Source organism: Pseudomonas sp. WS 5071, from assembly GCF_012985765.1.
Taxonomy (GTDB): domain Bacteria; phylum Pseudomonadota; class Gammaproteobacteria; order Pseudomonadales; family Pseudomonadaceae; genus Aquipseudomonas; species Aquipseudomonas lundensis_A.
Window position 1 is genome coordinate 32,624 of record NZ_JAAQWY010000001.1, and the last position, 24,280, is coordinate 56,903.

Annotated in this window: 17 protein-coding genes, 1 pseudogene and 1 riboswitch; of the genes and pseudogenes, 8 read left to right on the forward strand and 10 right to left on the reverse strand. The window is 57.5% G+C overall.

The genetic code is table 11. The features are described 5' to 3' along the window. Window positions 1-44 precede the first annotated feature (44 nt). The 3 genes from HBN61_RS00110 to HBN61_RS00120 are packed head-to-tail and all read left to right on the forward strand — an operon-like array spanning window position 45 to window position 2,958. Window positions 45-929, forward strand: coding sequence for a DUF6625 family protein (locus tag HBN61_RS00110; RefSeq protein ID WP_169963683.1), 885 nt, complete (start codon window positions 45-47; stop codon window positions 927-929). Further along, window positions 926-2,077, forward strand: a complete 1,152-nt coding sequence (locus HBN61_RS00115; protein WP_094991917.1) for a glycosyltransferase family 4 protein — start codon at window positions 926-928, stop codon at window positions 2,075-2,077. Before HBN61_RS00110 ends, HBN61_RS00115 begins: the two co-directional genes overlap by 4 nt. Next, complete coding sequence (locus tag HBN61_RS00120; protein WP_170045936.1) at window positions 2,074-2,958, forward strand: glycosyltransferase; 885 nt, start codon at window positions 2,074-2,076, stop codon at window positions 2,956-2,958. Before HBN61_RS00115 ends, HBN61_RS00120 begins: the two co-directional genes overlap by 4 nt. A 3-nt stretch (window positions 2,959-2,961) precedes the next feature. Here the strand turns inward: HBN61_RS00120 and HBN61_RS00125 are convergent, their stop codons facing one another. Together HBN61_RS00125 and HBN61_RS00130 are read right to left on the reverse strand one after the other, a co-directional pair. Then, the gene (locus HBN61_RS00125) at window positions 2,962-4,179 is read right to left on the reverse strand and encodes an acyltransferase family protein (RefSeq protein WP_170046001.1); all 1,218 of its coding nucleotides are present in this window, start codon (window positions 4,177-4,179) and stop codon (window positions 2,962-2,964) included. A gap of 2 nt (window positions 4,180-4,181) precedes the next feature. Further along, a complete protein-coding gene (locus tag HBN61_RS00130; RefSeq protein ID WP_170046002.1) occupies window positions 4,182-6,050 on the reverse strand; it encodes a bifunctional O-antigen ligase/aminoglycoside phosphotransferase family protein in 1,869 nt (622 codons plus the stop codon). 157 nt (window positions 6,051-6,207) lie between these two features. Here HBN61_RS00130 and msbA point away from each other — a divergent pair, with 157 nt between their 5' ends. Both msbA and hldE read left to right on the forward strand, forming a co-directional pair. Then, window positions 6,208-8,016 (forward strand): lipid A export permease/ATP-binding protein MsbA, encoded by a 1,809-nt coding sequence (gene msbA, locus HBN61_RS00135; RefSeq protein ID WP_094991921.1) that lies wholly within the window; start codon window positions 6,208-6,210, stop codon window positions 8,014-8,016. A gap of 170 nt (window positions 8,017-8,186) precedes the next feature. After that, a complete protein-coding gene (gene hldE, locus HBN61_RS00140) occupies window positions 8,187-9,608 on the forward strand; it encodes a bifunctional D-glycero-beta-D-manno-heptose-7-phosphate kinase/D-glycero-beta-D-manno-heptose 1-phosphate adenylyltransferase HldE (protein ID WP_094991922.1) in 1,422 nt (473 codons plus the stop codon). A 41-nt stretch (window positions 9,609-9,649) separates the two neighbouring features. Here hldE and HBN61_RS00145 read toward each other — a convergent pair whose 3' ends face one another. From HBN61_RS00145 to HBN61_RS00160, 4 genes are all read right to left on the reverse strand, one after another. After that, the gene (locus tag HBN61_RS00145) at window positions 9,650-10,618 is read right to left on the reverse strand and encodes a metal ABC transporter ATPase (RefSeq protein ID WP_094991923.1); all 969 of its coding nucleotides are present in this window, start codon (window positions 10,616-10,618) and stop codon (window positions 9,650-9,652) included. 41 nt (window positions 10,619-10,659) lie between these two features. Beyond that, window positions 10,660-11,472 (reverse strand): aldo/keto reductase, encoded by an 813-nt coding sequence (locus HBN61_RS00150; protein ID WP_170045937.1) that lies wholly within the window; start codon window positions 11,470-11,472, stop codon window positions 10,660-10,662. Beyond that, window positions 11,469-12,644 (reverse strand): NAD(P)/FAD-dependent oxidoreductase, encoded by a 1,176-nt coding sequence (locus tag HBN61_RS00155; RefSeq protein ID WP_094991925.1) that lies wholly within the window; start codon window positions 12,642-12,644, stop codon window positions 11,469-11,471. Before HBN61_RS00155 ends, HBN61_RS00150 begins: the two co-directional genes overlap by 4 nt. An 89-nt stretch (window positions 12,645-12,733) precedes the next feature. Next, window positions 12,734-13,066 (reverse strand): DMT family transporter, encoded by a 333-nt coding sequence (locus HBN61_RS00160; RefSeq protein WP_094991926.1) that lies wholly within the window; start codon window positions 13,064-13,066, stop codon window positions 12,734-12,736. 147 nt (window positions 13,067-13,213) lie between these two features. Here HBN61_RS00160 and waaA point away from each other — a divergent pair, with 147 nt between their 5' ends. After that, window positions 13,214-14,491: a lipid IV(A) 3-deoxy-D-manno-octulosonic acid transferase gene (gene waaA, locus HBN61_RS00165; RefSeq protein ID WP_170045938.1), complete on the forward strand. Its 1,278-nt coding sequence runs from the start codon at window positions 13,214-13,216 to the stop codon at window positions 14,489-14,491. A 30-nt stretch (window positions 14,492-14,521) separates the two neighbouring features. Here the strand turns inward: waaA and HBN61_RS22520 are convergent, their stop codons facing one another. The 3 genes from HBN61_RS22520 to HBN61_RS00175 all read right to left on the reverse strand — a co-directional run bounded on the left by HBN61_RS22520 (window position 14,522) and on the right by HBN61_RS00175 (window position 20,807). Further along, the gene (locus HBN61_RS22520) at window positions 14,522-16,090 is read right to left on the reverse strand and encodes a hypothetical protein (protein WP_262498653.1); all 1,569 of its coding nucleotides are present in this window, start codon (window positions 16,088-16,090) and stop codon (window positions 14,522-14,524) included. Then, window positions 16,044-19,232 (reverse strand): dermonecrotic toxin domain-containing protein, encoded by a 3,189-nt coding sequence (locus HBN61_RS00170; protein WP_262498654.1) that lies wholly within the window; start codon window positions 19,230-19,232, stop codon window positions 16,044-16,046. The genes HBN61_RS22520 and HBN61_RS00170 overlap by 47 nt, the downstream gene beginning before the upstream one ends. 138 nt (window positions 19,233-19,370) lie before the next feature. Continuing rightward, on the reverse strand, window positions 19,371-20,807 hold the full coding sequence (locus tag HBN61_RS00175) for a TolC family outer membrane protein (RefSeq protein WP_094991929.1): 1,437 nt from the start codon (window positions 20,805-20,807) through the stop codon (window positions 19,371-19,373). A gap of 182 nt (window positions 20,808-20,989) precedes the next feature. After that, window positions 20,990-21,095, forward strand: a riboswitch (TPP riboswitch). 154 nt (window positions 21,096-21,249) lie between these two features. Here HBN61_RS00175 and thiC point away from each other — a divergent pair. After that, window positions 21,250-23,139, forward strand: a complete 1,890-nt coding sequence (thiC, locus tag HBN61_RS00180) for a phosphomethylpyrimidine synthase ThiC (RefSeq protein ID WP_094991930.1) — start codon at window positions 21,250-21,252, stop codon at window positions 23,137-23,139. A gap of 30 nt (window positions 23,140-23,169) precedes the next feature. Continuing rightward, a pseudogene (locus HBN61_RS22525) lies at window positions 23,170-23,399 on the forward strand (putative hydroxymethylpyrimidine transporter CytX); the annotation flags it as partial. 42 nt (window positions 23,400-23,441) lie between these two features. On the opposite strand, the gene HBN61_RS00185 reads toward HBN61_RS22525, so the two are convergent. After that, a complete protein-coding gene (locus HBN61_RS00185; RefSeq protein WP_094991931.1) occupies window positions 23,442-24,188 on the reverse strand; it encodes an RsiV family protein in 747 nt (248 codons plus the stop codon). Window positions 24,189-24,280 lie beyond the last annotated feature (92 nt).

Consider the following 24,280-nt stretch of genomic DNA (forward strand, 5'->3'; position numbering starts at 1 on the left):
GGCATAGCGTTGTCCTCTATCTCGACCTTTACATTGAGTTCCCCGTGATAAAACCATCGCCGCGTATTGTGTTTGTCATTCCATACTTCGGCCAGTGGCCGTTCTGGATGCCCTTTTTTCTGGAAAGTTGCCGGCGCAACCCTGACATTGACTGGCTGCTGTTCAGCGATTGTGGTGTGCCTGACAACCTGCCGCCTAACGTAAACATCCAGAGCATCAGTTTTGGCGATTATTGCCGTACCGTGTCAGCGCGTCTGAATATCAACTTCGCGCCCAAAGCCGCTTACAAGTTATGCGACATCAAACCCGCGCTGGGTTACATCCATGAGGACAGCCTGCAGGGTTACGATTTTTGGGCGTTTGGCGACATTGATCTGGTGTACGGCAACTTGCGCAGTTATTTCACGGCTGAGCGTCTGTCGCGCTATGACCTGTTTTCGACCCATGAACGCCGCGTGGCGGGTCATCTGTGCCTGATGCGCAATACCCGTTGCAAGCGCGAGTTGTTCATGAAAATCGAAAACTGGCAGCAGCGTTTTACCGATGATCAACATCATGCACTGGATGAAGGCGCATTCAGCCGCATCTTCTTGTGGCGCAAGAATTTTCCGAAGCCTTTGTTTGATCTTGTAGGCAAGTTCAACCCATTGCGCCGTACCAGCGACTTCACCGAGGCGTTCAGTACGCCGGGTGGCTGCATCAAATGGCATGACGGCACAGAAAATTTCCCGGGCCAATGGTTCTGGAAGAACGGCCAATTAACGAATGATCGTGACGGCGACCACACCTTTCCGTACTTTCACTTCGTCTGCTGGAAGCGCAATGAATGGGCGGCCTTGCCCATACCTGATCCCGTCACTGTCCAGCGATTGGCCGCTGAGCCATCCTGGATTATTGATGCCACCGGATTTCACCGGGGAGAGCTATGAAACGTTCCAAGGTTCTGCAGTTGCAGCCTGATTACAACGTCAAATCCCACGACTTTGCCGACCTCGCCGAGCAGATCGTGCGTGCCCTGCCCAGTGAGCGTTATGAGATTACCGCTGCTTTTTTGCGCGGACGTCCCGGTCCGGGCGAGCCGGTGAGCAAAGCGGATCACTCCGTGTACTTCGAATTCAGCGACAAGGCGCTCAAAGGCATGCGCATTCGCGCGATGTGGGCGCTGTATAAGTTCTGCCGCAAAGAGCAATTCGACGTCGTGATCTGCAACCGTTTCAAGCCAGTCAACATGATGTTGCAGCTCAATCGCTGGTTGAAAATCCCATTGTGCGTGGGGATTTCTCACGGTTTCGGTGAATACGATCGCGTCTATCGCCGCAGCCAGGCCAAGCGCCTGATCGATAAGGCATGGCGTTTTGTTGGTGTATCGCCTGCGGTCAAGCAATACCTGCTGGACTGCAAGTGCGGCTTTACTGACCAAAATACCTACGCGATTACCAATGCCATCGACATTGAACAGGCCGAAGCCTTGCAATTGCCACGTGTTCAGGCACGCGAAAAACTTGGGCTGGATCAAAATGCCCGCATGGTGGGGGCTTTAGGGCGACTGGTGCCTATCAAGGGGCATCGCTTCCTGTTACAGGCTTTTGCCGCGTTGAAAGACAAATACCCGAATGCGCAATTGGCGATCATTGGCGCCGGGCGAGAAGAGTCGCGCTTGCGTGAGCAAATTCAGCAGTTGGGCCTCAATGGTCGAGCGCATCTGCTGGGTTTTCAGGAAAACGCCTTGCAGTACGTGCGCGCTTTCGACATCTGGACCATGCCTTCACTGGCTGAAGGCCTGGGGCTGGCGTTGCTGGAGGGCATGAGCGGCCACTTGCCAGTGATTGCTACCGATGTGCCAGCAATGTTGCCGCTGATTCAGGGTGCTGGCGGGCTGGCCGTCAAACCCAGTGATGTCGCCACCCTGACCGCAGCGCTCGATCAATACCTGTCGCTGCCGGACGAAGCCCTGCGCGCCAAGGGCGAACAGGCTTACCGTTATTTGCAGGAGCACCATGACATCGAGGTGTTCCGCCAAGCGTATTTGGATTTGATCGACTCAGGCTTGAGTCAAGCTCGCAAGGAACGCTCATGACACACGCTCAACCCTTGGTGACGGTGATCATCGCCTCATACAACCACGGCCCTTATATCGAACAGAGCATTCAAAGCGTTCTGGATCAGACGTATACGAACATCGAATTGCTGGTGGTCGATGACGGCTCTACCGACGATAGCGTGGAACGTATACAGCGTTTGCAGGCGGCCCATGGTTTTGATTTTCGCGTGCAACAGAACCAGGGCCTGACCAACACCCTTAATGGCGCCATTGCGCGAGCCAAGGGATCATTGATCGTACCGTTCGGCTCCGACGACATCATGAAGCCGGACCGCATTGCGGTTCAGGTTGAGTACATGGACGGCAAGCCCGAGGTGGGCATTTGCGCGGGTAATATCGAACTAATCGATGCCCAGGGCAATTTGTATCCCGAGAAGCGCCAGCGTCGTGATGTTCCGTTTCGACGGCTGGACTTTGACGACATGTTCCTGGAACGCAAGCCATACCCGCCTGCCACCACCCTGATGATACGCCGCGAAGCGCTGGACAAAGTGGGGGGCTTCGACCCGAGCATCCGTCTGGAAGATTTGTACATCGAGCTGAAAATCACACACGCCGGGTACTTCATCGACGGCCTGAACGTGGTGATGGCGCAATACCGCAAACACGCGACCAACTCGTACAAAAACCACCGTTTCATGATCGATAGCATTCTGCGCATCTACGCCTTGTTCAGCGATCACCCGCTCTACGACGAAGTGCGGTACAAGTTTCTCAACTCCATGTTCCTAAAAACAGCTAACCGTGACCGGGCGCTGGCCCGCGAGCTGCTCAAGCAGATCCCGTTCAAACACTGGACCGGCAAAACCTGGCGCGGCCTGGGTCGTTTGTATTTTTCGCCGTTGGAAAAAAGCTGAGGCTCAGGCTTCATCCTTCAAAGGTGCGGCAGCTTTGAATGCAAGACGCTTGCGCAACCAGTGTGTGACGTTCTTGCCTGCTTGCATGCCTGGCTTCTCGATGAATGAGAACGTCAGGCTGCTGATAATTATCAGCAACACGCTACCCACTGCACCCAGTGCAAGAAAGGTCAGCGGTTGTTTGGTATCCCACTGCATCACCAGCGGCATGCGGTTCATCAAAAGCCAGATGATCAACCCATGCAACAGGTAAGTGCTGTAGCTGATTTCTCCCATCCAGCGAATGCTGCGCAGCTTCAAGGCACCGAACAGGGTATTGCCCGATGCGACGATGCAAAAGAAGCCTGTTAACAGCAGCAGTGGTGCAACTGCAAAGCTTTTGCGGAACATGAACAGCAGCACGACGATCAACAGCAGGGCAATACAGGTAGCGGTGCGGGATTGGCCCCATGCAACCCATTTGGGCTGACGCACCCAGTACGCCGCTGCAATGCCGCCAAGGAAACTCATCAGGATGTGTTTTTTTAGCGAGTGCTCCCAGCCGACAATCTGATAAAGCGCATAAATGCCCAGCAGGCAGAGCACAGTGTGTTTCCAGCTTTTGCGGTAGAGGAACACCATCCCGAACAGTGGCAATGCCATGTAGAAAAACATTTCATAGCTGAGCGTCCAAGTGACATTGGAAATCAGCATGCCAGTTTGGGGGTACTGATTGATGTCGGGCCGATCGAATACAAGCCAAGCCAGAATCTGCTTGGCCACCACCAGTGGTTCATCCTTGAAGCTCCAGCCTTGCAGGTAAAACACGCAAAGAATAACGACCAGCAACAGCGGCAAATAGAGCGGATAAAGACGAAATACGCGCGACACGGCAAAGGCTAGCCAGTCATGTTCACGGCCATGCTTGATCAGTCGGCTCCAGAACAGGAACCCGGTGATCATGAAAAACAGCGCAACACTGGCCAGCCCGATTTGTGCGTAAAAGTAGTTTTCCGGCACGTTAAACACACCGGTATGCAGGTATATCCAGGTAATGGCGCTGTGATGGATAAATACCCCGAACGCCAAATACCCGCGCAATCCGTCCACACTTGAAAAACGGTTTTCTCCGGTATGTTCAAGGCTCTGCCGAATTCGCGGGAAATAACGGAGCAACAACGCTGAAGTCGTAATAGCCAGCGCGTAAGCAATCACCGCCCATAACGGGTTGTTGCTCCCCAGGCTCAACTGACGTTGCTCCCACTTTGGCCCAGTTGTTCAATCTGCTGCTTCAAACGTCTCACGGCAATATCCGGCGCAAGGCTGGCGTAACCGTCGAGCAAGGCTTGCAGCTGCTCTTCGAACAGCCAGCGGCGGTCTTCAGGGTAGCGTTGCATGTGGCGCAGGTTGCGTTGGCGTAATGCAAGCCTTAGTGGCGACGGGTAAAGGTGCAGATCGGCAATGTCGATCAGGCCAAACTCACCGTCGTCCATTAGCAAGACGTTGCCCAAATGCAGCGAGCGGAAGTAAACGCCTTGTTCATGAAGTCGTGCCAGAAACTTGCCGAAACGTTCTACCAACGCCTCCCGCATCGCGCCCGACCCCATTGACTGCATCACTTGACGCAGCGTTTGCCCCGGCAATGGCTGATACAGCACGCCGCTGCTGCCATCGGCAAACTGATACAGATCGAGGATGGTAGGGGTGGTAATGCCCAGTGCTTGCAAGCGTTCGCTGTTGACCGCAAAGCGCTGCGAATAAGGATTGAAACTGCCAGAGGTATAGCAGCGTCGCTCGCGAAAGAGTTTGAGGAAGCTGCCGTTTTCCAGTCGAAGCACTTTTGGCCCCAGACCGTCCTCTTCAATGACGTTGGCATTGACCTGAAGGGCGTTGAAATCAGCCTTGTTCACGCATTTGACGGGGCGATCGAGGATGGCCTTGAGCCGCTGGCCGACACTCAATGCCGCGATAAACGCCAGGGGAATCCATAGCAAATACCAGTGTTCTTTAGGGCGTGGCAGGATCCCGCCGCCCTCGGTCAGGGCAGCGCCAATGCCGTACACCAGCCATGCGGAAGCCATGATGAACAATGGATTTGCCCGATGGCGCCAGCTGTTATATAGGCCCCATAGCTGCATAAACGCCCAGGGGATCAGGCCGACGATGCCCACGTAGTAGAGAACGCCCAAGGCAAAGTTATGCGGCTCGCTGAAGAAAGAATCGGAATTTTCAAGCCTCAGTGCCAGCGGCGCCTCATAACCATGACCAAAGAATGGATGTTGGCCGATGAGTTCAAGTGCCATGCCCCATAATTCAAAACGGAATGAGCTGCCACGGCTGAAAATCATTTCGGAGAACAGTGCAAAAACCACGACAGCGCCAGCGATGAGCATGCCCACCAACGCTAATGAACGACGATTCCAGCAAATAAAACTGAGCCAGATCATGCTCAATACAAGGGCTACCAGAGGCGTTCTTGATCCTGTGGCAAGCAGCGCGGCAAACATAATCAGAAAAGCCGGAGCCGCTGCCATGACGGTGGCCAAGCGCTTGCTTGTCATCCCCAACGTCAGCCAATAAATGCAAAAGAACCCGAATGCATGGGAGCTGAGAAGCGGGTTGTCGAAGGCGCCGGTCCCGACCATGCGCACATCGGGCGAGTAGATGCCGACGAACACATACAAGTTGTAAACCGTGATCCCAAGCACAACGACAGCGGCGCTGAAAAACACGGGCTGAAGGCTTTCGCTGCGGTATTTGACCAGCAGGGAGCAGCCCAAAAACAGCATCAAGATGTGCAGTGGTGGTTTTAACAGACCGAGCGGATGGTTGTCAGTCGGGCTCCATATCAGGGTGATCATTGCCCAGGCGATAAACGCCAACAGGCCCAGGATCAACGGCTCCTGAAGCAATGTCTTCATCTCGCGCGGTCGCAATAGAACTGCGATCAGTGTCGGGATGCTGAAGAATCCGTAATACAGTTTGTGGTGGATACTGCGGTCAGGCACAAAATACAAATCAGATAGAAGCAAAAAAAGCCCGACAGGCAACAGCCACAGGCAAATGAAATCGAACATCCGATGTTTTGAGTAGCTCAAGTAACTGAATTGCATGCTGAAAGGTTCATTCCAGGTTTTGGATGACCATACTAACGTAATGGCCATTTAATGTCGTTTTAGGCGTCCTGTGAGACCTTGTCCCAACCGGCTGGCAGTACACCAGAGAAGCTGTGATAAAGTCAGCAACCTTTTTTCACAACTGTCGCGTGATATGACCGAATCCAACCCCAGCTCAAGCGAATCGAGCTTGAAGATCTATCTGCGCCTCCTCAGTTATGTCCGGCCTTATATCGGTCTGTTTCTGCTGAGTATTGTCGGCTTCCTCATTTTTGCGTCCACCCAGCCGATGCTGGGCTACATCCTCAAATACTTCGTTGACGGCTTGTCCAACCCGGATGCGGTGTTGTTCCCGTCGGTTCCTTACTTGCGTGATTTGCGCCTGCTGCAGGCGGTTCCGCTGCTGATCGTGCTGATTGCGGCGTGGCAAGGTTTCGGCTCGTTCCTGGGTAACTACTTCCTGGCCAAAGTCTCCTTGGGCCTGGTCCATGACCTGCGGGTTCAGTTGTTCAACAACTTGCTGGTACTGCCCAACCGTTATTTCGACAAACACAACTCGGGGCACCTGATCTCCCGCATCACCTTCAACGTGACCATGGTCACCGGTGCGGCCACGGATGCGATCAAAGTGGTCATCCGTGAAGGCATGACCGTGGTGTTCCTGTTTGCGTCGCTGCTGTGGATGAACTGGCGTCTGACGCTGGTAATGATCGCCATCCTGCCGCTGATCGCAGTGATGGTCAGCACTGCCAGCAAAAAATTCCGCAAACAAAGCAAGAAGATTCAAGTAGCAATGGGCGACGTGACGCACGTGGCGTCCGAAACCATTCAGGGTTACCGGGTGGTGCGCAGCTTCGGCGGTGAGAAGTACGAGCAACAGCGCTTCCTCAAAGCCAGTCAGAGCAACACTGACAAGCAACTGCGCATGACCCGCACCGGGGCCATCTACACGCCGATGCTGCAATTGGTGATCTACGTGGCCATGGGCATCCTGATGTTTCTGGTGCTGTACATGCGCGGCGACGCTTCGGCGGGCGACATGATTGCCTACATCACCCTGGCGGGCCTGTTGCCCAAGCCGATTCGCCAACTGTCCGAAGTCAGCTCCACCATCCAGAAAGGTGTGGCCGGTGCTGAAAGCATCTTTGAGCAACTGGACGAAAAACCGGAAGTGGACACCGGTACGGTAGAGCGTGACCACGTCAACGGTCGCCTCGAAGTCCGTCACTTGAACTTCACCTACCCGGACACGGATCGTCAAGTGCTCAAGGACGTGACGTTCACGGCCGAGCCGGGCCAAATGGTAGCGTTGGTCGGGCGTTCGGGCAGCGGCAAGTCGACGCTGGCCAACCTGATTCCGCGTTTCTATCATCACAACTCGGGTGACATCCTGCTCGACGGCATTGATATCGAGCAGTACCGCTTGCTGAACCTGCGCCGCCATATTGCGCAGGTGACTCAGCATGTAACCCTGTTCAGTGACACGGTCGCCAACAACATTGCTTATGGCGACCTGGCGGGGGCGCCGCGGGCCGATATCGAAAAAGCCGCGCGCGATGCTTACGCGATGGACTTTATCGAGCAACTGCCCCAAGGCCTTGATACTCAGGTCGGTGAAAATGGCGTGTTGCTCTCCGGTGGTCAGCGCCAGCGCCTGGCAATCGCGCGGGCCTTGTTGAAAAACGCCCCGCTGCTGATTCTGGATGAAGCGACCTCGGCCCTGGACACAGAGTCCGAGCGTCATATTCAGGCCGCACTGGATCACGTCATGGAAGGGCGCACGACATTAGTGATCGCGCACCGTCTTTCGACCATCGAGAAGGCTGACCTGATTCTGGTCATGGATCAGGGCCAGATCGTTGAACGTGGCACCCATGCCGAGCTGCTGGCGCAAAACGGTTACTACGCGCGCCTGCACTCCATGGGGCTGGATGCGCCCCTGACCTCGGGCGACATCGCCTGATCATGCGCGGGAGAAGGGCATGCCCCTCTCCCGCGTTTGCCCGTGTGTACGTCAATACGGGTGGTGTAAGTCACGTCTGATTCTCATTCCCCGCGATAAATACCGTGAACTGACCAGCGTTCACCCTGTGTTAATATCGCGCCCCTGTTCATTTTGTATGTGGGTTCTCCATGAAGTTGTCCATGCCGCGATTCGATCAAGCCCCTGTCTTGGTGGTAGGCGATGTCATGCTCGACCGTTATTGGCATGGCGGAACCTCACGGATTTCCCCTGAAGCGCCAGTACCGGTAGTCAAGGTCGAGCAAATCGAAGACCGTCCGGGCGGCGCTGCCAACGTTGCGCTCAACATTGCTGCACTGGGTGCGCCGGCATCACTGGTCGGCGTGACTGGCGATGATGAAGCCGCCGACAGTCTGGCCAATAGCCTTGAAGGTGCGGGCGTGCGCGCACTGTTCCAGCGTATTGCTCATCAGCCGACCATCGTCAAGCTGCGGGTCATGAGCCGTCACCAGCAATTGCTGCGCATCGATTTTGAAGAACCCTTCGCCACGGATGCGCTGGCATTGGGCGCTGAGGTCGACAAACTGCTTGAAGGCATTAAGGTGCTGGTGCTGTCGGATTACGGCAAAGGTGCGCTGAAAAACCATCAAGTGCTGATCCAGGCCGCACGCGCCAAAGGCATTCCGGTGCTGGCTGACCCCAAGGGCAAGGACTTCTCGGTGTACCGTGGCGCCAGCCTGATCACACCTAACCTCAGCGAATTCGAAACCATTGTGGGCGGCTGCACCGATGAGGCCGATCTGGTCGCCAAAGGCGCCAGCCTGATGGGCGATCTCGACCTGGGTGCGTTGCTGGTAACCCGTGGCGAGCACGGCATGACCCTGTTGCGTCCGGGCTTCCCGGCCATGCACTTGCCAGCCCGTGCCCGTGAGGTGTTTGACGTGACCGGTGCTGGCGATACCGTCATTTCTACCCTGGCGGCCGCCATTGCGGCAGGTGAAGAGCTGCCCCACGCCGTTGCGCTGGCCAATCTGGCCGCCGGCATTGTGGTTGGCAAGCTCGGTACGGCGGCCATCAGCGCGCCGGAACTGCGCCGCGCTATCCAGCGCGAAGAAGGCTCAGAGCGGGGTGTATTGAGCCTGGAGCAACTGCTGCTGGCTATCGACGATGCACGTGCCCATAACGAGAAAATCGTGTTCACCAACGGCTGCTTCGACATCCTGCACGCGGGTCATGTCACCTATCTGGAACAGGCCCGTGCCCAAGGTGATCGTTTGATCGTCGCGGTCAACGATGATGCGTCGGTGAGCCGCCTGAAAGGCCCTGGCCGTCCGATCAACAGCGTTGACCGGCGCATGGCGGTACTGGCCGGGCTGGGCGCGGTGGACTGGGTGATCAGCTTCCCTGAAGGCACTCCGGAAAACCTGCTGGCTCAGGTCAAGCCCGACGTGCTGGTCAAAGGTGGCGACTACGGGATTGACCAGGTGGTCGGCGCTGACATCGTGTCGGCCTATGGCGGCACGGTGAAAGTGCTGGGGCTGGTTGAGAACAGCTCGACCACGGCCATCGTCGAGAAAATCCGCGGCCAGTGATGCAAGCGATCTCACCAAGGCTCTCTCCCTTCAGGAGAGGGTCAGGGTGAGGGGCTTTTGCGCTTCACTACTTTTCTGAACATCTGCCGCGCTTTTCCGGTCAGGCGTTTAAGCCTCGACGCTTTGTCCGGTTCGCTCAAGCCCTGCTGTTTGAGCCAGTCCTTCCAGCGAATCCGCTCTTCGCGCACGACCCAGCCTTCCTGACGCGCAAAACTCTCTGCCAGATGCAGCCCACGGGTACTTGCCGCGTGCAATTTGTCTTTGCTCAGGGTGTACAGCTCGGCGCATGGCTGGCCATCAGTCAACGGGATCAGGTACAAATCAGGCCTTTTGCGATCAAGGCGCGCCACCAGTTGATCCCCTTCCAGCCGTTCATCGACATGAAACAGGCTCAAGGATTTGGCTTCTTTGGGCACTTCCAGCCGCAAGTCATAGACCAGTTGCAGCGAAGCCGTCGGTAAATGCACGTACGCCCGTGGACGTTCCAGTAAGGGCTGGCTGCCACATCGCACGGGACGCGCCGCGCCCGAGTTGGGCGTCAGGCGAAAGGGCAGGGCTTCGCGGTAATGCAGCGCGCTGATGTAGGGGGCGGGCAACCATGTCTCGTTGAAGCGCCCGCCCAGCCAGCCTTCGGGCGTTTCCAGCAAGCATTCTTCGGCCACTTCCTGAATGGCAGTGTGCAGTGGCAGATTCACCTCGTGCGCCGGGACGTAGCCAGAGATCAGTTTGAGCACCACATCGCCACGATCCTGACGACGCTGGCGCACCAGTACCCAGTAATCGCGACCTTGCCACTGCAATGTCAGGCGTACAGACACACCCAGATTCGCCAGCTCCAACCCGAAACGTTGAGGGTCGGCCACCTCGACTGGGCGGCGCTTTTGCAGGATTTGTGCAAAGTTGAGCGGCATGCCGACGCTTTGATAACTCAAGCCTTCGGCCGTGGCCTCAACGAAGAGCGGCAGGGTTTTGAAGTCGCTGGGATTTTTGCGGATAAGCGAACGCGGCATGTCGGCTCCTTCTTGCGTCGGGGTCGGCCGCGTCGGCGGCATCAGGGTGTGCGCAACACCTGCGCAACCGTTGCCACGTTGTGGGCCAGGTGCAAGGGATTGATCGTGCCGACAATAGCACTGGCAACCCCATCATGGCCAAACACCAGTTCGAAACTGGCCCGCACCGGATCAACCCCCGGGCTCAAGCAAACGTGGCCACTGGCGAGGGCTTTTTTGACCAGAATCGCTTTGCCATGCGCTGCCGCGTAATCAATCACTGGCTTTTCGGCCTGTTCATTCAGGTTGTACGTGACCATGGCGCAATCACCGGTTTGCAGCGCTTTCAGTCCGCCTTCAACGGTTTTGCCTGATAGGCCAAAACCCCGAATCTTGCCCTCACGCTTGAGTTCGGCCAGTGTTTCATAGACCTCGCCGTTGTTAAGAATGGCCAGATCATTGCCATCGGAATGCACCAGCACCAGATCAATGAAATCGGTCTCTAAACGCTGGAGGCTGCGTTCCACGGACTGACGGGTGTGGGCAGCGCTGAAATCATGGGTTGACTGACCGTTGACGAATTCTTCCCCGACCTTGCTGACGATCACCCACGCCTGGCGTTGCCCCCGCAACAGCGGTCCCAGCCGTTCTTCACTGCGGCCATAAGCGGGTGCAGTGTCGATCAGGTTGATACCCAGGTCGCGGGCGAGTTTCAGGAGCATGCGCGCTTCGTCATCATCCGGGATCTGAAAACCGCTGGGGTATTTCACCCCTTGATCACGGCCCAGTTTGACGGTACCCAGTCCCAGCGGGGACACCATCAGGCCGGTACTGCCCAGTGGGCGGTGCAGGTCGTGCAAGGTCGGTTGACTCATGGCAGCAGTTGCTCCCATGGGGTCTGGCCCAGAGGAGGGCGCGGCAGCTCTGGCAGGGCAGGAGCGTTACCCGGCTTGATGCCGTCCTGCGCCAGGGCTTGCAATACCCGGTCCGAGAAGTCCGGGGCCAAAGCCAGTTTGGTCGGCCAGCCCACCAGCAAACGGCCCTGATCGGCCAGAAATGCGTTGTCCGGGCGCACCAGGCCCGATTGCGCGGGCTCGGCACGATTGACCCGCAGCGTGGCCCATTGCGCCTGGCTCAGGTCGACCCACGGCAGCAGGTTGCCCAGCTCTTTTTGCGCCACGGCGATTTGCGCGGCCGGCTCACGGGCCACACCTTCCGCCTCGGCAATATCACCACCCAAGTACCACACCCATTCGCCATTGGCGGCCGGGTGTGTGGTCACGGTAATACGCGGCTTGGGGCCGCCGCCCAGGCAGTGCGCGTACAGCGGCTTGAGGCTTGGGCCTTTGACCAGCACCATGTGCAGCGGGCGCAACTGTTGCGCCGGAACACGGATACCCGTACTGGCCAGCAACTCGGCGTTCCCGGCCCCTGCGCTGAAGACGATACGTTGCGCGTGGATGTTGCGCCCGTCGACCTGCAAGCCCACCAGCTCGTTGTTCTCAAACCACGGCTCGATGGATTGTCCGGCCAGCAAGCCATCACCTGCGAGGGTGGCCAGGCGTTCGATCAGGCTGGGCACGTCGACCACCAGTTCGGCCAGGCGGTACACCTTGCCCTTAAAGCGTGGGTCTTGCAGGGCAGGGGGCAATTGGTCGCCCTTGACCTGATCGACACGCCCGCGCACAGCCTTGCTGGCAAAGAAGCTGGTGAGATTGCCCGCCAGGGTGCCCGGCGACCAGAGGTAATGGGCTTGGGAAAGGATGCGGACGCCGGTTAAATCCAGCTCGCCGTCACCGGCCAGCGCTTCACGCCAGCGACGCGGCATGTCGGCAATGGCTTCGGAGGCGCCGGTCAGTGCGCCGTGCAGCGCGTACTTGGCGCCGCCATGAATGATGCCTTGAGACTTCACACTTTGGCCGCCGCCCAGGCTCTCGCGCTCGACTACGATCGTCGAAAACCCCTGTTTGCGCAGGCGGGCATTGAGCCAGAGGCCGGCGACACCAGCGCCGACAATCAGCACGTCGGTGGAAATTACAGATGGCATGGGCGACCTCAGCGTTCAAAGACAAGGCCGGGAGTATACATCGTGATCGCGCCTCTATCTTGAGCAGGGCGACAGCGCATCGACCAGCGTTAATGCCCCGCTGTTTTGGAAAATAACTGAATCACAACCACGCCCAGCACAATCAGGCCCATGCCGAGCATGGCCGGTACATCGAGCTTTTGGCCGTAGATAAACAGCGCGGCGATGCTCACCATCACGATCCCCATGCCTGCCCACACGGCGTAGGCAACGCCCACCGGAATCGTGCGCACCACCAGCGTCAGCATCCAGAACGCTGTGGCGTAGCCGGCAATGACAAGGATAAGGGGCAGGGGCGTGCTGAAGCCTTTGATCGCTTTCATCGATACGGTGGCAATCACTTCAGCGCAAATGGCGATGGCCAAGTAGTAGTAAGCGTTCATATTGGAGTCCTGAAGGTGGGGCGCAGCAATTTAACAGCACGGCATTCTAGTGGTTGTAAAAGTGTGTAGTGGTTTTTTGTTGCCCCTTGCGAGAGCCATGTTCGGTGCCATCATCGTAGGTGTCGTTTTCAAGTAAACTCCGCGCCCATGAATAGAACTCTCTACACCTTGCTGTTTCATCTGGGGCTGCCGCTGGTGGCGATTCGTTTGTGGCTGCGGGCCCGCAAGGCACCTGCGTATGCACAACGTATCGGTGAACGGTTCGCCTTGAACCTGCCCGCGCTGCAGCCCGGCGGGATTTGGGTGCATGCCGTGTCCGTAGGGGAAAGCATTGCTGCCGCGCCGATGATTCGGGCGCTACTCAAACGTTATCCACAGATGCCGATCACTGTGACCTGCATGACGCCGACGGGTTCAGAGCGGATTCAGGCACTGTTCGCCGATGAGCCGCGCATTCAGCACTGCTACCTGCCGTATGACTTGCCTTGGGCGGCGGCGCGCTTTGTGTCGCGGGTGCAGCCAAAACTGGCCGTGATCATGGAAACCGAGCTGTGGCCCAACCATATTCACCAGTGCGCCAAACGTGGCATTCCGGTGGCGCTGGCCAATGCGCGGTTATCGGCGCGTTCGGCCAAAGGCTATGCACGTTTCGCCAGGCTCACCCGGCCCATGCTTGAAGAGATGAGCTTGATCGCGGTGCAGACGCAAGCCGAAGCCGAGCGTTTTCGTCAGTTGGGCGCGCGGCCTGACTGCGTGCAAGTGACCGGCTCAATCAAGTTCGACCTGACCATCGACCCGCAGTTGTTGATCAGGGCACGTGAGTTGCGTACGCAGTGGCACGCCATGGAACGTCCGATTTGGATCGCCGCCAGCACCCATGAAGGGGAAGACGAAATTATCCTCGCGGCCCATCGGCAATTGCTTGGGCATTACCCCGATGCGTTGCTGATTCTGGTCCCGCGTCACCCCGAGCGTTTCAACCGCGTTTTTGAGCTTTGCCAGCGCGAAGGTTTCAACACGGTGCGACGTGCTGCGGCCGACCCGGTTGGCCCGCAGACGCAGGTGTTGTTGGGCGACACCATGGGCGAGTTGCTGTTTTTGTACGCGCTGGCAGACAGCGCATTCGTTGGCGGCAGTCTGGTGCCCAACGGCGGGCATAACCTGCTGGAGCCTGCTGCGCTGGGGAAACCGATACTCAGCGGGCCGCACTTGTTCAACTTTCTGGAAATAGCAACGTTGCTGCGTGATGCAGGTGCGTTGGAGGAAGTGGACGATGCCCAAGGATTGGCCGTGGTCGTTCAACGGTTGTTCGAACTGCCTCAGGATGCGCAGCACCGGGCGCAGGCCGGCCTGAACGTGATGCTCGCCAATCAAGGCGCCTTGCAGCGTTTACTGGACGGATTGGCGCGTTTGCTGACGCGCTAATCCGTCCAGGCCGTCCAGGGGTAATTGCTTTTAGTCTGCCAAGGGCAAGAACCAGCGCTCTGCCAGTGCTTTACCGATTTGGCCACGGTGAATCGTCACAACCGCTTGCTCATTTTGTGCCGTGTTGAGTTGTGAGAAGTAGCTCATCGTGCGTTGTTCTCGGGTTTTCAGGTGAGCCACGGTGTACACCTCTTTGGGGGTGTCAGCGCGTTCATAGTGAAAATGGGCATACCACAAAGGCGTTTTTCCCGGTTCGCTGATGGCGTATTCCTGGATGTAATCCTTACGCTCGCCGGATAACGGAACGCGCTCCCCCATGCGGGATATCTGCACACGTCTCTGGTCCAGCAAGAATTGCAGGTTGCCGTGGGTCGGCGGCAGCTCAAGGCAGAGTTGAAGGCGCAGCGCCTTGCCTTCCTGATCGAGCTGTTGGGCAGCCGTATGCATGTCGTTGACCAATATTTGGTCGGCGGGCAGACGCGCGGCTTCGGGTTGCTCCAGCCACGCGGCGTGTAGTTCGTCCGCCAATCTGTCGAACTTCGTTGCTTCGTGGCTGAGGATTTCCTCTATTTCCTGCGGGTGTCGTGTCTGGCGTTTGTATTGCTTCACCTTGCGTTGGATTTGCTCAAACATGCCGAACAGTTTTCGGGCTTGGCCTTTGATGACTTCCAGGCTGCGCTTGGGCGTGGGCGCAATGTGACGTGGCGATTTTATTTCGACCCATTCGTCTCCATGTTGCGTATAGGTCGACAACAATTTGTTGTCGTACTCTGCACGTATTTCAACCACCTCAATGGGCCACTCCCCGCCCGCAGGGCGCACGCTACCAATCAAACTCCCTTTGCCGCGGGCATTGATCACTTTGCGTTGTGTCCTGCTGGTGGCGGAAGGCTGGCGTCTACGGATTTTCTTGCGGGGTTTTGGCGGCGGTTTGATTTCTGCGGCCAGTTGCTCGGTGGCTTCCTGATACAGCTCCGTAATCAGTTGGCGCAGTTTGCTGAAATATTCGATATCCAGCTCGTCGCTGTGGATCAGCCCGATACCTTGAACAGCATCCAGCGCCTGGCCGTAGTGCTCCACCAGGCTGTCCAGTACCTCAAGGCGTTTTCCAGGTTCAAGTTCTAGCGTGTTGAGCTGATTATGGGTATGGACATATTCCCTGACGGGGTCGATGGCATTTTCCAGGCTTTCTTCAATCTTGAAGCTGACCAAGGGTTTAGCACTGGCGAGTTTCAGGCAACTGAGCTGGAAGTTCTTGAGTGTCAGGCTGGTGAGTTCATGTTCGGACAGGTTGGCCGTTAAGCGATTTGCGGCCTCGGAGCCTGCATTGCTCAGGTTGTTCAGTTGGTCGAGGATACTGGTTCTTTGAGCGAGGCGTTCGATAGCGCGTTCATTGATTGCAATCTGCTCCTTTGCGAACTGCAAAATCCCTGCCGGGTCGGCTTCTGCGGCCGCTGTGGCTGCCTGTGGGGACAGAGGTGTTGCGAACTGGGGCCACTTTCTGGCGGCAATTCGTTGCTCGGTCGCTATGCTCGACAAGCCCGTGGCGCGATTATCGAACGCCTTTTCCAGCAACCCGATGACAACCGCCTCGCTCAACGGAATTTTCAGCTCGATACGCTCGTTGATAGTTGATACTGCCGATGAGTTCTTGATAGGCCATCATTTCTTGCGACAGTGCCATTTCAAACCGTGCACGAAACTGTTCAAGCTGCTCAAAAGTAAAACGCGGGTCATTGCTCGCGCGGACATAGAACTGCTGGGTTTTAAGGACATTGTCGTAAAGCGTTCTCTCTTGCCCGTAAATGGTTTGCAAAGTGGTATTCAGCGCTTCGATTCGTGCCTGCTTTTGGTGCTGATACGCGGCGATACGCCTGGGCGGCATGCCGCCGTTCAGGCGCAGACGCAAGTCCAGTGCCCACGTGCCATTCGCATCAGCGCGAATGCCGGGCCCACGTGTGTTGCTGTCTGAAGGCGCAACGATGGTGGCCCTGCCATCAGCTTCCAGTTCAACCTCGTACAACGCTTGATCGATCTCGGCGTGCCATTTCTGCTGGATGCGGTACAAGCCTTTGCTCGCGCCATAGGTTTGGGGGGATGGCAGCGTCGCCGGGCGCGTGACTTCAAAGGTGGCCAGCCGTGCGCGTTGGCTGCGTGTCAGGCGGTTGCTTGCGTTGGCAAAACTGAAGTCCAGGAGCGTGCTTTGAGGGTCGGGGTATTCACCTGGTAATCGCACGGGCCCAGAACGTACGGGGATGATCTCAGGCTCTGGCCACTCGGGTACTTGAGGGCTCATGAGGAGCGGGTGCAGGCTTTCAGCCCTGAGGGCTTCGATTTGTGCCGGGCGTCCGGGTTTGCTCCCGGGAGCCATATGCAAGAGCAGCATGCCCAGATTGATGAGCACGTCGACCATCGCCAGTTCCCGTTCTGTGGGGGAATCGCTGGCGAGTGCAGGGATGTCTTGCGTCGCTGAATGCGCCAGGCTCAATAGCCATCCGGTCAACATAAAAGTGCGGGGTAAGCCGGGTAGTACTAACAGGCTGTCAAAAATCAGGCCACCGCCTTGCAGCAAAACACGCCAGCGGCTTTCGCTGTTCGAGACCGAGTCAGCGTCTGCCTGATCCACCAGCGCTTTGGCGTTACTGCCATAGAGGTAGAGCATCACTTGGCCATTATGCAGGTAATGCAGTAACTCGTTGCTGGTACCGTTGGTGGCAAGCGAGGCAGGTGCGGGCACTTCGATTGGTGCGAACTCATCGCCTATACCGAATCGTACGTAATGGGGCTCTTTGAAGCCGCCGTTGTCGTAGATCGGACGGGCGCTGTCACTCAGCCAGGTCAGCACACTGTCTTGCAGCTCTCCGGGTTCCGCCAGCGCGCTGAGCAATGCGTCACGGGTCGCGAATTCGATCAGGGATTGCGCATAAAACGGTCGATAAAGCAGGTGAGGACCCACTGCAATATTGACGGGTTCGATGATGAACATGTTGCTGACGATATCCGGCGTGGCCTCATGTTCGCGGATCAAGGCCAACTGGCGGATGACAACCGTTTGCCCATCGATGATCCGGTCGGCGGGAAGGGTTTTCACTAATGCGGCGACATAACGGGCGCCAAGCGGCGTGACGCCGCTTTCTTTTTTCAGGCTCAATTCCAGCGCGTGCAGAGGCAACTGAACCCGCAGGTATTGAGCGTACAGACGCTCGCGCTCCTGGGCGTCGGGTGTGTCACTTAACAGCAGGCTTTCAAGGCGTTTGGGGTAGGCCTCACCGATGTTAGCCTGCTCGATCAGGCCGCTGCGTCGGGTGATGTAGGCCGGTGTCAGCCAGGCTGGCAGCTCAAGCCCGCGGCGATGACGCAGTGTTAATCGGCCCGTGGGGCGGCCTTGCAAGTTCTTCAGGGCCAGATCGGTCAGGCTCATGGTGACCGGCTCTTCGATGCCCACGGCGCCCGGTAACCCCACCACGCTATGAAATGTCAGCTCAATGTCATCAGGGGCTAATTGCGCATCAAATGTTTGACCCTGGCTTTCTGGCTCGTACTGCAGTTTGTCTCTGAACAGCAGCTGTTTGAGAACGTCGACGGTATACGTGCGGACATCGCTGATGCCGCTCAAGAACGTTCTGCCTTGATGGCTTTTTTTCGTAGATGCCAGCGCCAGGCTGAAGTGGCGATAAAGCGCCTGATCCGAGAAAGACGCTGTTTTCAGCCAATCCGGCAGGTGTTGTTGGAGTGAGAGGAGCAGCTTGGGGTCAACCGGCTGGAACTTGAGATACCCCGTCGAAACGTTGGTCATGTCTTTATAAACTTCCTCTAACTGAGCCCAGCCGATGCTGGCAGGCAGTTTGAGTCGGTTCAGGTTTTCCAGTTGACGATTCAGGAGGGTGGCACTGCGGATTTCGAAGACGTCACCTTCCAGTTCAAAGCGTTCGAACTCGATAGGTTGGGTAGGTTTTGGCAGGCCCAAGATACGGCCAGCCTTTTTAATAAACGCGTCCAGGCTACTGAATAAAGTCAGGGGGCCTGTTGCAAACCAGGCGATCAATTGACCCGGACCTTCGATGAGCATGATGGTACTGAGCCGCGACGTGCGAGCGGGTTGGGTCAACGTGGCCTTGACCAAGTAGACACGGGCCGCTTTTTCACCATATTGGGCAACCCTGTCCTGTCGTACGGGGCAGTCCAGCAGTTGCTTGATCAGTGCGCGATGATTGTCTTTCAAGTTGTCTTGTTGGGCCGCACTCAAACTCAACATGTCTTTGAGCAGAAGACTGAACCATTGCCAGCGACTGCTCCCGGTATTGCCCCGCGCTGACCAGAAGTCGCTTAACGCGTTTTGTAAGCCGATGGGCACACGCCAGCTCAATTCTTCGACCAGGGTTTTGACGATGTGCATGTCCAGTACACCGTTGGCAGGTGCGAGCCATTTATAGGGTTCGTCACAGAGGTAGTAGGGCTGATTGTTGCGGGGCGTAACATCCAGCTCGATACCACTCCCCAGGTAATCCATCACCTTGGGCATCAAGAGGTGAAAGTCCCACCCCGTGGTCGTGCGCGGTATCGCTAGATGAGTGTTTTGCAGGTCGAAGACGAGGGTCGGGTATTTTTCTTTGAGGGCGGCTTCCAGCATTGTGCGCACCACCGTCTGCAGATCAGGCGGGTTGGCGAACTGAGCGTTGATGGCGCTTGCGACAGGGGTGAGGGGGTCTGTTGTCGAGGCGAGGGCAGAGGATGTTGACATGAGCGTACCTGTGTTGAGTTCCAGAGGTCACACGACCGGTGCCGTATTAAGGGCGGGAATACTCAAGCGCAGGTGGTAGCGGGATATGACGCAGACGCTGTGGTCGCAGCCGGTGAGCTGCGACCACACGGCGCAGACTCAGTTGCCGGGCGAGCGCATGTTGGCTTCGGCGGCTTGTGCCAGGTCGGGCGGCAGGAAGTCTTTATCGGGGTTGTAGTCGGCTTTCAGGTAGCGCGACAGCGCCTCCAGATCACCGGGGTTCAGCGTACCGGCGACTTGCTTGAGGCGCAGGTTGTCGAGGATGTAGTCATAACGGGTGTTGTTGTAGTCGCGCACGGAGTTGTACAGCTGGCGCTGGGCGTCCAGCACATCAACGATGTTGCGCGTGCCCACCTGATAGCCGATTTCGGTGGCTTCCAGCGCGCTCTGATTGGAGATGATCGACTGCTTGCGTGCCTGTACCTGCTCGACGTCGGTGTTCACCGCGCGGTGCAGGTTACGGGTGTTCTCGACCACCTGACGGCGCAATCCCTCACGCTGTTGCTCGGTCTGATCAAGGCGTGAATACGACTCGCGCACTTGCGAGCTGGTCAGCCCGCCGCTGTAGATAGGGATGTTTAGCTGAATACCGATGCTGCGTTGAGAGACATCACCGCTGTAGCGCTGCTGCAAGGCATTGGGGTTGCTCAAGCCGAAACCGTCGTTGTCGCCGGTCTTGTATTGCGCCACCGCGTCGAGTGTCGGCGCGTGGCCTGCTTTGCGTTGCTTGAGGGTTTCCTGAGCGGCATCCACGGCAAAGTTACTGGCCAGCAGATTGAGGTTTTGCTGCGCTGCCGTTTCAACCCATATTTTGGCGTTGTTCGGGGAGGGCGGCAGGATAGGCAGCGTGTGGCGCATGCCTTCAATCGCGTTGTACTGACGGTTGGTCAGGGTGATGAGCGCCTCAAAGGCATCATCGACCTGACGCTGCGCGACGATCCGGTTAGCCCGCGAGGTGTCATAACTGGCTTGGGATTGCAGCACGTCAGTCTTGTCTGACAGGCCCACGTCAAAACGTTCGCGGGATTGATCCAACTGGCGCTTGAAAGCCGCTTCTTCGGCCTTGGTCGCGGCCAGCGTGTCTTGGGCGCGCAGTACCGAGAAATAAGACTCGGCGGTTTGCAGGATCAGGTTTTGCTCCGTGGCTGACAGTTGCAGCGCGGCCTGCTCATTGACCGACTCTGCCGCTTTTAACTGGAACCAGCGGTCGATCCGGAAGATTGGCTGCGCCAGCGTCGCTTGATACACCACGGCACTGCGCGTGGTGGTCAGCGAAGGCTGATCGATGGACGTGCGCACACTGCTCGACTCGGCCCCCCCGGAGAGGTTGGGCAGCAAGCCGGCGCGGGCCTGTGGCACCACTTCCTTGCGTGCGGCGTAATCGGCACGGGCGGCTGCCAGGTCGGCGTTGTTGTCCACCGCCTCGTGATAAACGCTGACCAGCCCTGTCTGGCTGGCCAAAGGGGCCTGGGTTTCCATGGCCATAACGTTGGTCGCACAAGACACGGCGATAGCCAGTGAGAGTTTGCGCAGCATGAGCGATCCCTAGTTCAATAATGCGGAGAAAATAAACTCCCGAGGCCTCGTGTGGCGCTCGTGGCGTCAAGACGTAGCGAGTGTAGTAGCGGTGACACCTTGCAACAATGCCGTTGTTGCGACTTTTCTCACGCTGATTATTCCGGGGTTGGCGTTCTGCCTCAGTCTTGTCTAGACTGGCCGGGTTCTTGTCGGGGTGCCTTGCTATGAGGCTGAGATCGAATAATTTCGGATCCCGTTGAACCTGATCAGGTTAGCGCCTGCGTAGGGAACAAGATTTCTCGTCTCCCGGCGAGTCCTCTTGAGTACCGTCCGGGATCGATTGTTCAAAAAATGATCAATCGTTCGAGGCCGTGACTCAGCACCCAGTCCTTGGGTAATTCCGTACTTATTTCAGGTTCTCCCTCCGACAATCCGCCTGGATGCAGTCTGGAGAGCCGTGATGAGTACAAAACCAAAAAACGCGATCAACCTCAGTGATTCGGCAAAAGTCGATGAGCAGTCGGTCAAGCCGTTTACCCGCTCGCAAAAAGTCTACGTACAGGGTTCGCGCCCGGACATTCTGGTGCCGATGCGTGAAGTTAGCCTGGATGTTACACCCACTGATTTTGGCGGCGAAATCAACGCCCCGGTATTGATCTACGACACCTCGGGCCCGTATACCGACCCGTCAGTGCAGATCGACGTGCGCAAGGGCCTGGGTGATGTGCGTTCGGCCTGGATCGACGACCGGAACGACACCGAGCGCCTGCCGGGCCTGAGTTCGAACTTCGGGCAAATGCGCCTTGAAGACGCTGAACTGACCACACTGCGTTTCGCCCACGTCAAGAACCCGCGCCGGGCCAAGGCCGGTGCCAACGTTAGCCAAATGCACTATGCGCGTCAGGGCATCATCACCGCCGAGATGGAATACGTCGCCATTCGCGAAAACATGAAGCTGCAAGAGGCACGGGCCGCGGGGTTGCTGGACCAGCAACACGCGGGCCACAGCTTCGGTGCCAATATCCCGAAAGAAATCACCCCCGAGTTCGTGCGCGAAGAAATCGCCCGCGGCCGCGCCATCATCCCGGCCAACATCAACCACGTTGAGCTGGAACCGATGATCATCGGGCGCAACTTTCTGGTGAAGGTCAACGGCAACATCGGCAACAGCGCACTGGGTTCTTCGATTGAAGAAGAAGTGGCCAAGCTGACCTGGGGCATTCGTTGGGGGTCGGACACCGTCATGGACTTGTCCACCGGCAAGCACATCCACGAAACCCGCGAGTGGATCATTCGCAACTCGCCGGTGCCGATTGGTACGGTGCCGATTTATCAGGCGCTGGAAAAGGTCAACGGCGTGGCCGAAGACCTGACGTGGGAGCTGTTCCGCGACACCCTGATCGAACAAGCTGAGCAAGGCGTTGATTACTTCACCATTCACGCGGGCGTGCTGTTGCGCTACGTGCCACTGACGGCCAAACGCGTGACCGGCATCGTGTCCCGTGGCGGCTCGATCATGGCCAAGTGGTGCCTGGCGCACCATAAAGAGAACTTCCTCTACACCCATTTCGACGAAATCTGCGAAATCATGAAGGCCTACGACGTCAGCTTCTCGCTCGGCGACGGCCTGCGTCCGGGGTCGATTGCCGATGCCAATGACGCGGCGCAATTCGGTGAGCTTGAAACCCTGGGCGAGCTGACCAAGATCGCGTGGAAACACGATGTGCAGTGCATGATCGAAGGCCCCGGCCACGTGCCGATGCAGTTGATCAAAGAAAACATGGACAAGCAGCTGGAGTGCTGTGACGAAGCGCCGTTCTACACCCTCGGCCCGCTGACCACGGACATTGCGCCGGGCTACGACCACATCACCTCGGGCATTGGCGCGGCGATGATCGGCTGGTTCGGTTGCGCCATGCTGTGCTACGTGACGCCCAAGGAACACTTGGGGTTGCCGAACAAGGATGACGTGAAGACCGGGATCATCACATACAAAATCGCGGCCCATGCCGCCGACTTGGCCAAAGGCCATCCGGGGGCGCAAATCCGTGACAACGCCTTGAGCAAGGCGCGTTTCGAGTTCCGCTGGGAAGACCAGTTCAACCTCGGGCTGGACCCTGACACCGCGCGCTCGTACCACGACGAAACCCTGCCCAAGGACTCGGCCAAGGTCGCGCATTTCTGTTCGATGTGCGGGCCGAAATTCTGCTCGATGAAAATCACTCAGGAAGTGCGCATTTACGCCGCTAATCAGCGCATCGACGCGATTGACGTCGACGTTGCCCAAGGGCTGGCCGAGCAAGCCGCGCGCTTCAAGCAGGAAGGCAGTCAGCTGTACAAAAAAGTGTGATGTAAGCGCAATCGCTGCCGGGGCGCGTTGCTGCACCTCGTCAGCGGTTTGTTTGCGCCGTTGTTTGGCGTGGTGCTGGAGGATCACTTCATTGTGCGCAAGTCACCCCGGCCCTGTTTCGCTGGCCGACGTTGTTGGCATGGTTGGGCGGGGTGAGCGTCTATCACCTGCTGGCCAGTGTGGCACCCGACATGGGGGCGACGTTGCCTGCGTTGCTGGTGGCCGCGGTGTTGCAGTGGACTTTTGGGCGTCGCCGCTAAAACCCAACGCTCTGCTGTCGGGAGAGCGTTGGGTCGTGGCGCTTACCGCTGTGCAGGGAACCACTCAGGCTTGAGAATCCCGTTGAGGCGCGAGTAAGGGATTTTCAGTTCGACATGACCTTCGGAGTACGGCGCAATGCTGTACACATCGTACTTGAGTACAACATTGTCCTTGAGCAAGGCCACGTGCGGGGTCTGCTGGAACGGCCAGGTTTTTACATATTCAGGATCGTTGCCAAAGCGGGTGCTGATCAACCAGTTGTTATGCGCGACTTTGCCTGCGGCCCAGAAAGCTTTTTCCTGACCCGGAATCAGCATGTCCTGCAAGGTCACTTCCCGCTGATCCTTGCGTGAGTAGTTGATGAACCCGCGGCCCGGCATGCCATGTGCGCCACCGGTGTCCAGGTAGCTCGACAGCTCCACAATCACGAGGTCGTCATGCTGCTCACGTACCTTGGCCTGCAAGTAGCTGCTGTTGCGGCTGTCAGCGGTACGCAAAAACTGCTCGCGGTAGGCATTGAGGGACGGCGCCAGTTTGTCTTCGGGCGAGTTGACGGTCATTTTCAACAGGCGGCTTTCGATCAGTGCGTCCAGTTTGGGATCGCCCTGCGGGTGCACGGTGTCGATATTCACCAACGGGCAGTCCTGGCCCTTGCAGCCGGCCTTAAGCTGCTCCGATGCGTCAGGAGTGAAGGTCAGCGGTTTTGGTGCAGACGCTTGAAATACGCTTTGGCACGCGCCCAGGGTCAGGGCGATGCAGGTCAGGGAAGCAAACTTTAAAAGCGACATGGTCGTCCTTCATCAACAAAAGAAAAGCAAAGTTATGGGGGTTTGACTGCCTGCGAGGGCATCCGTTCGCCACTAAGCTTAAAGGTGCCAAT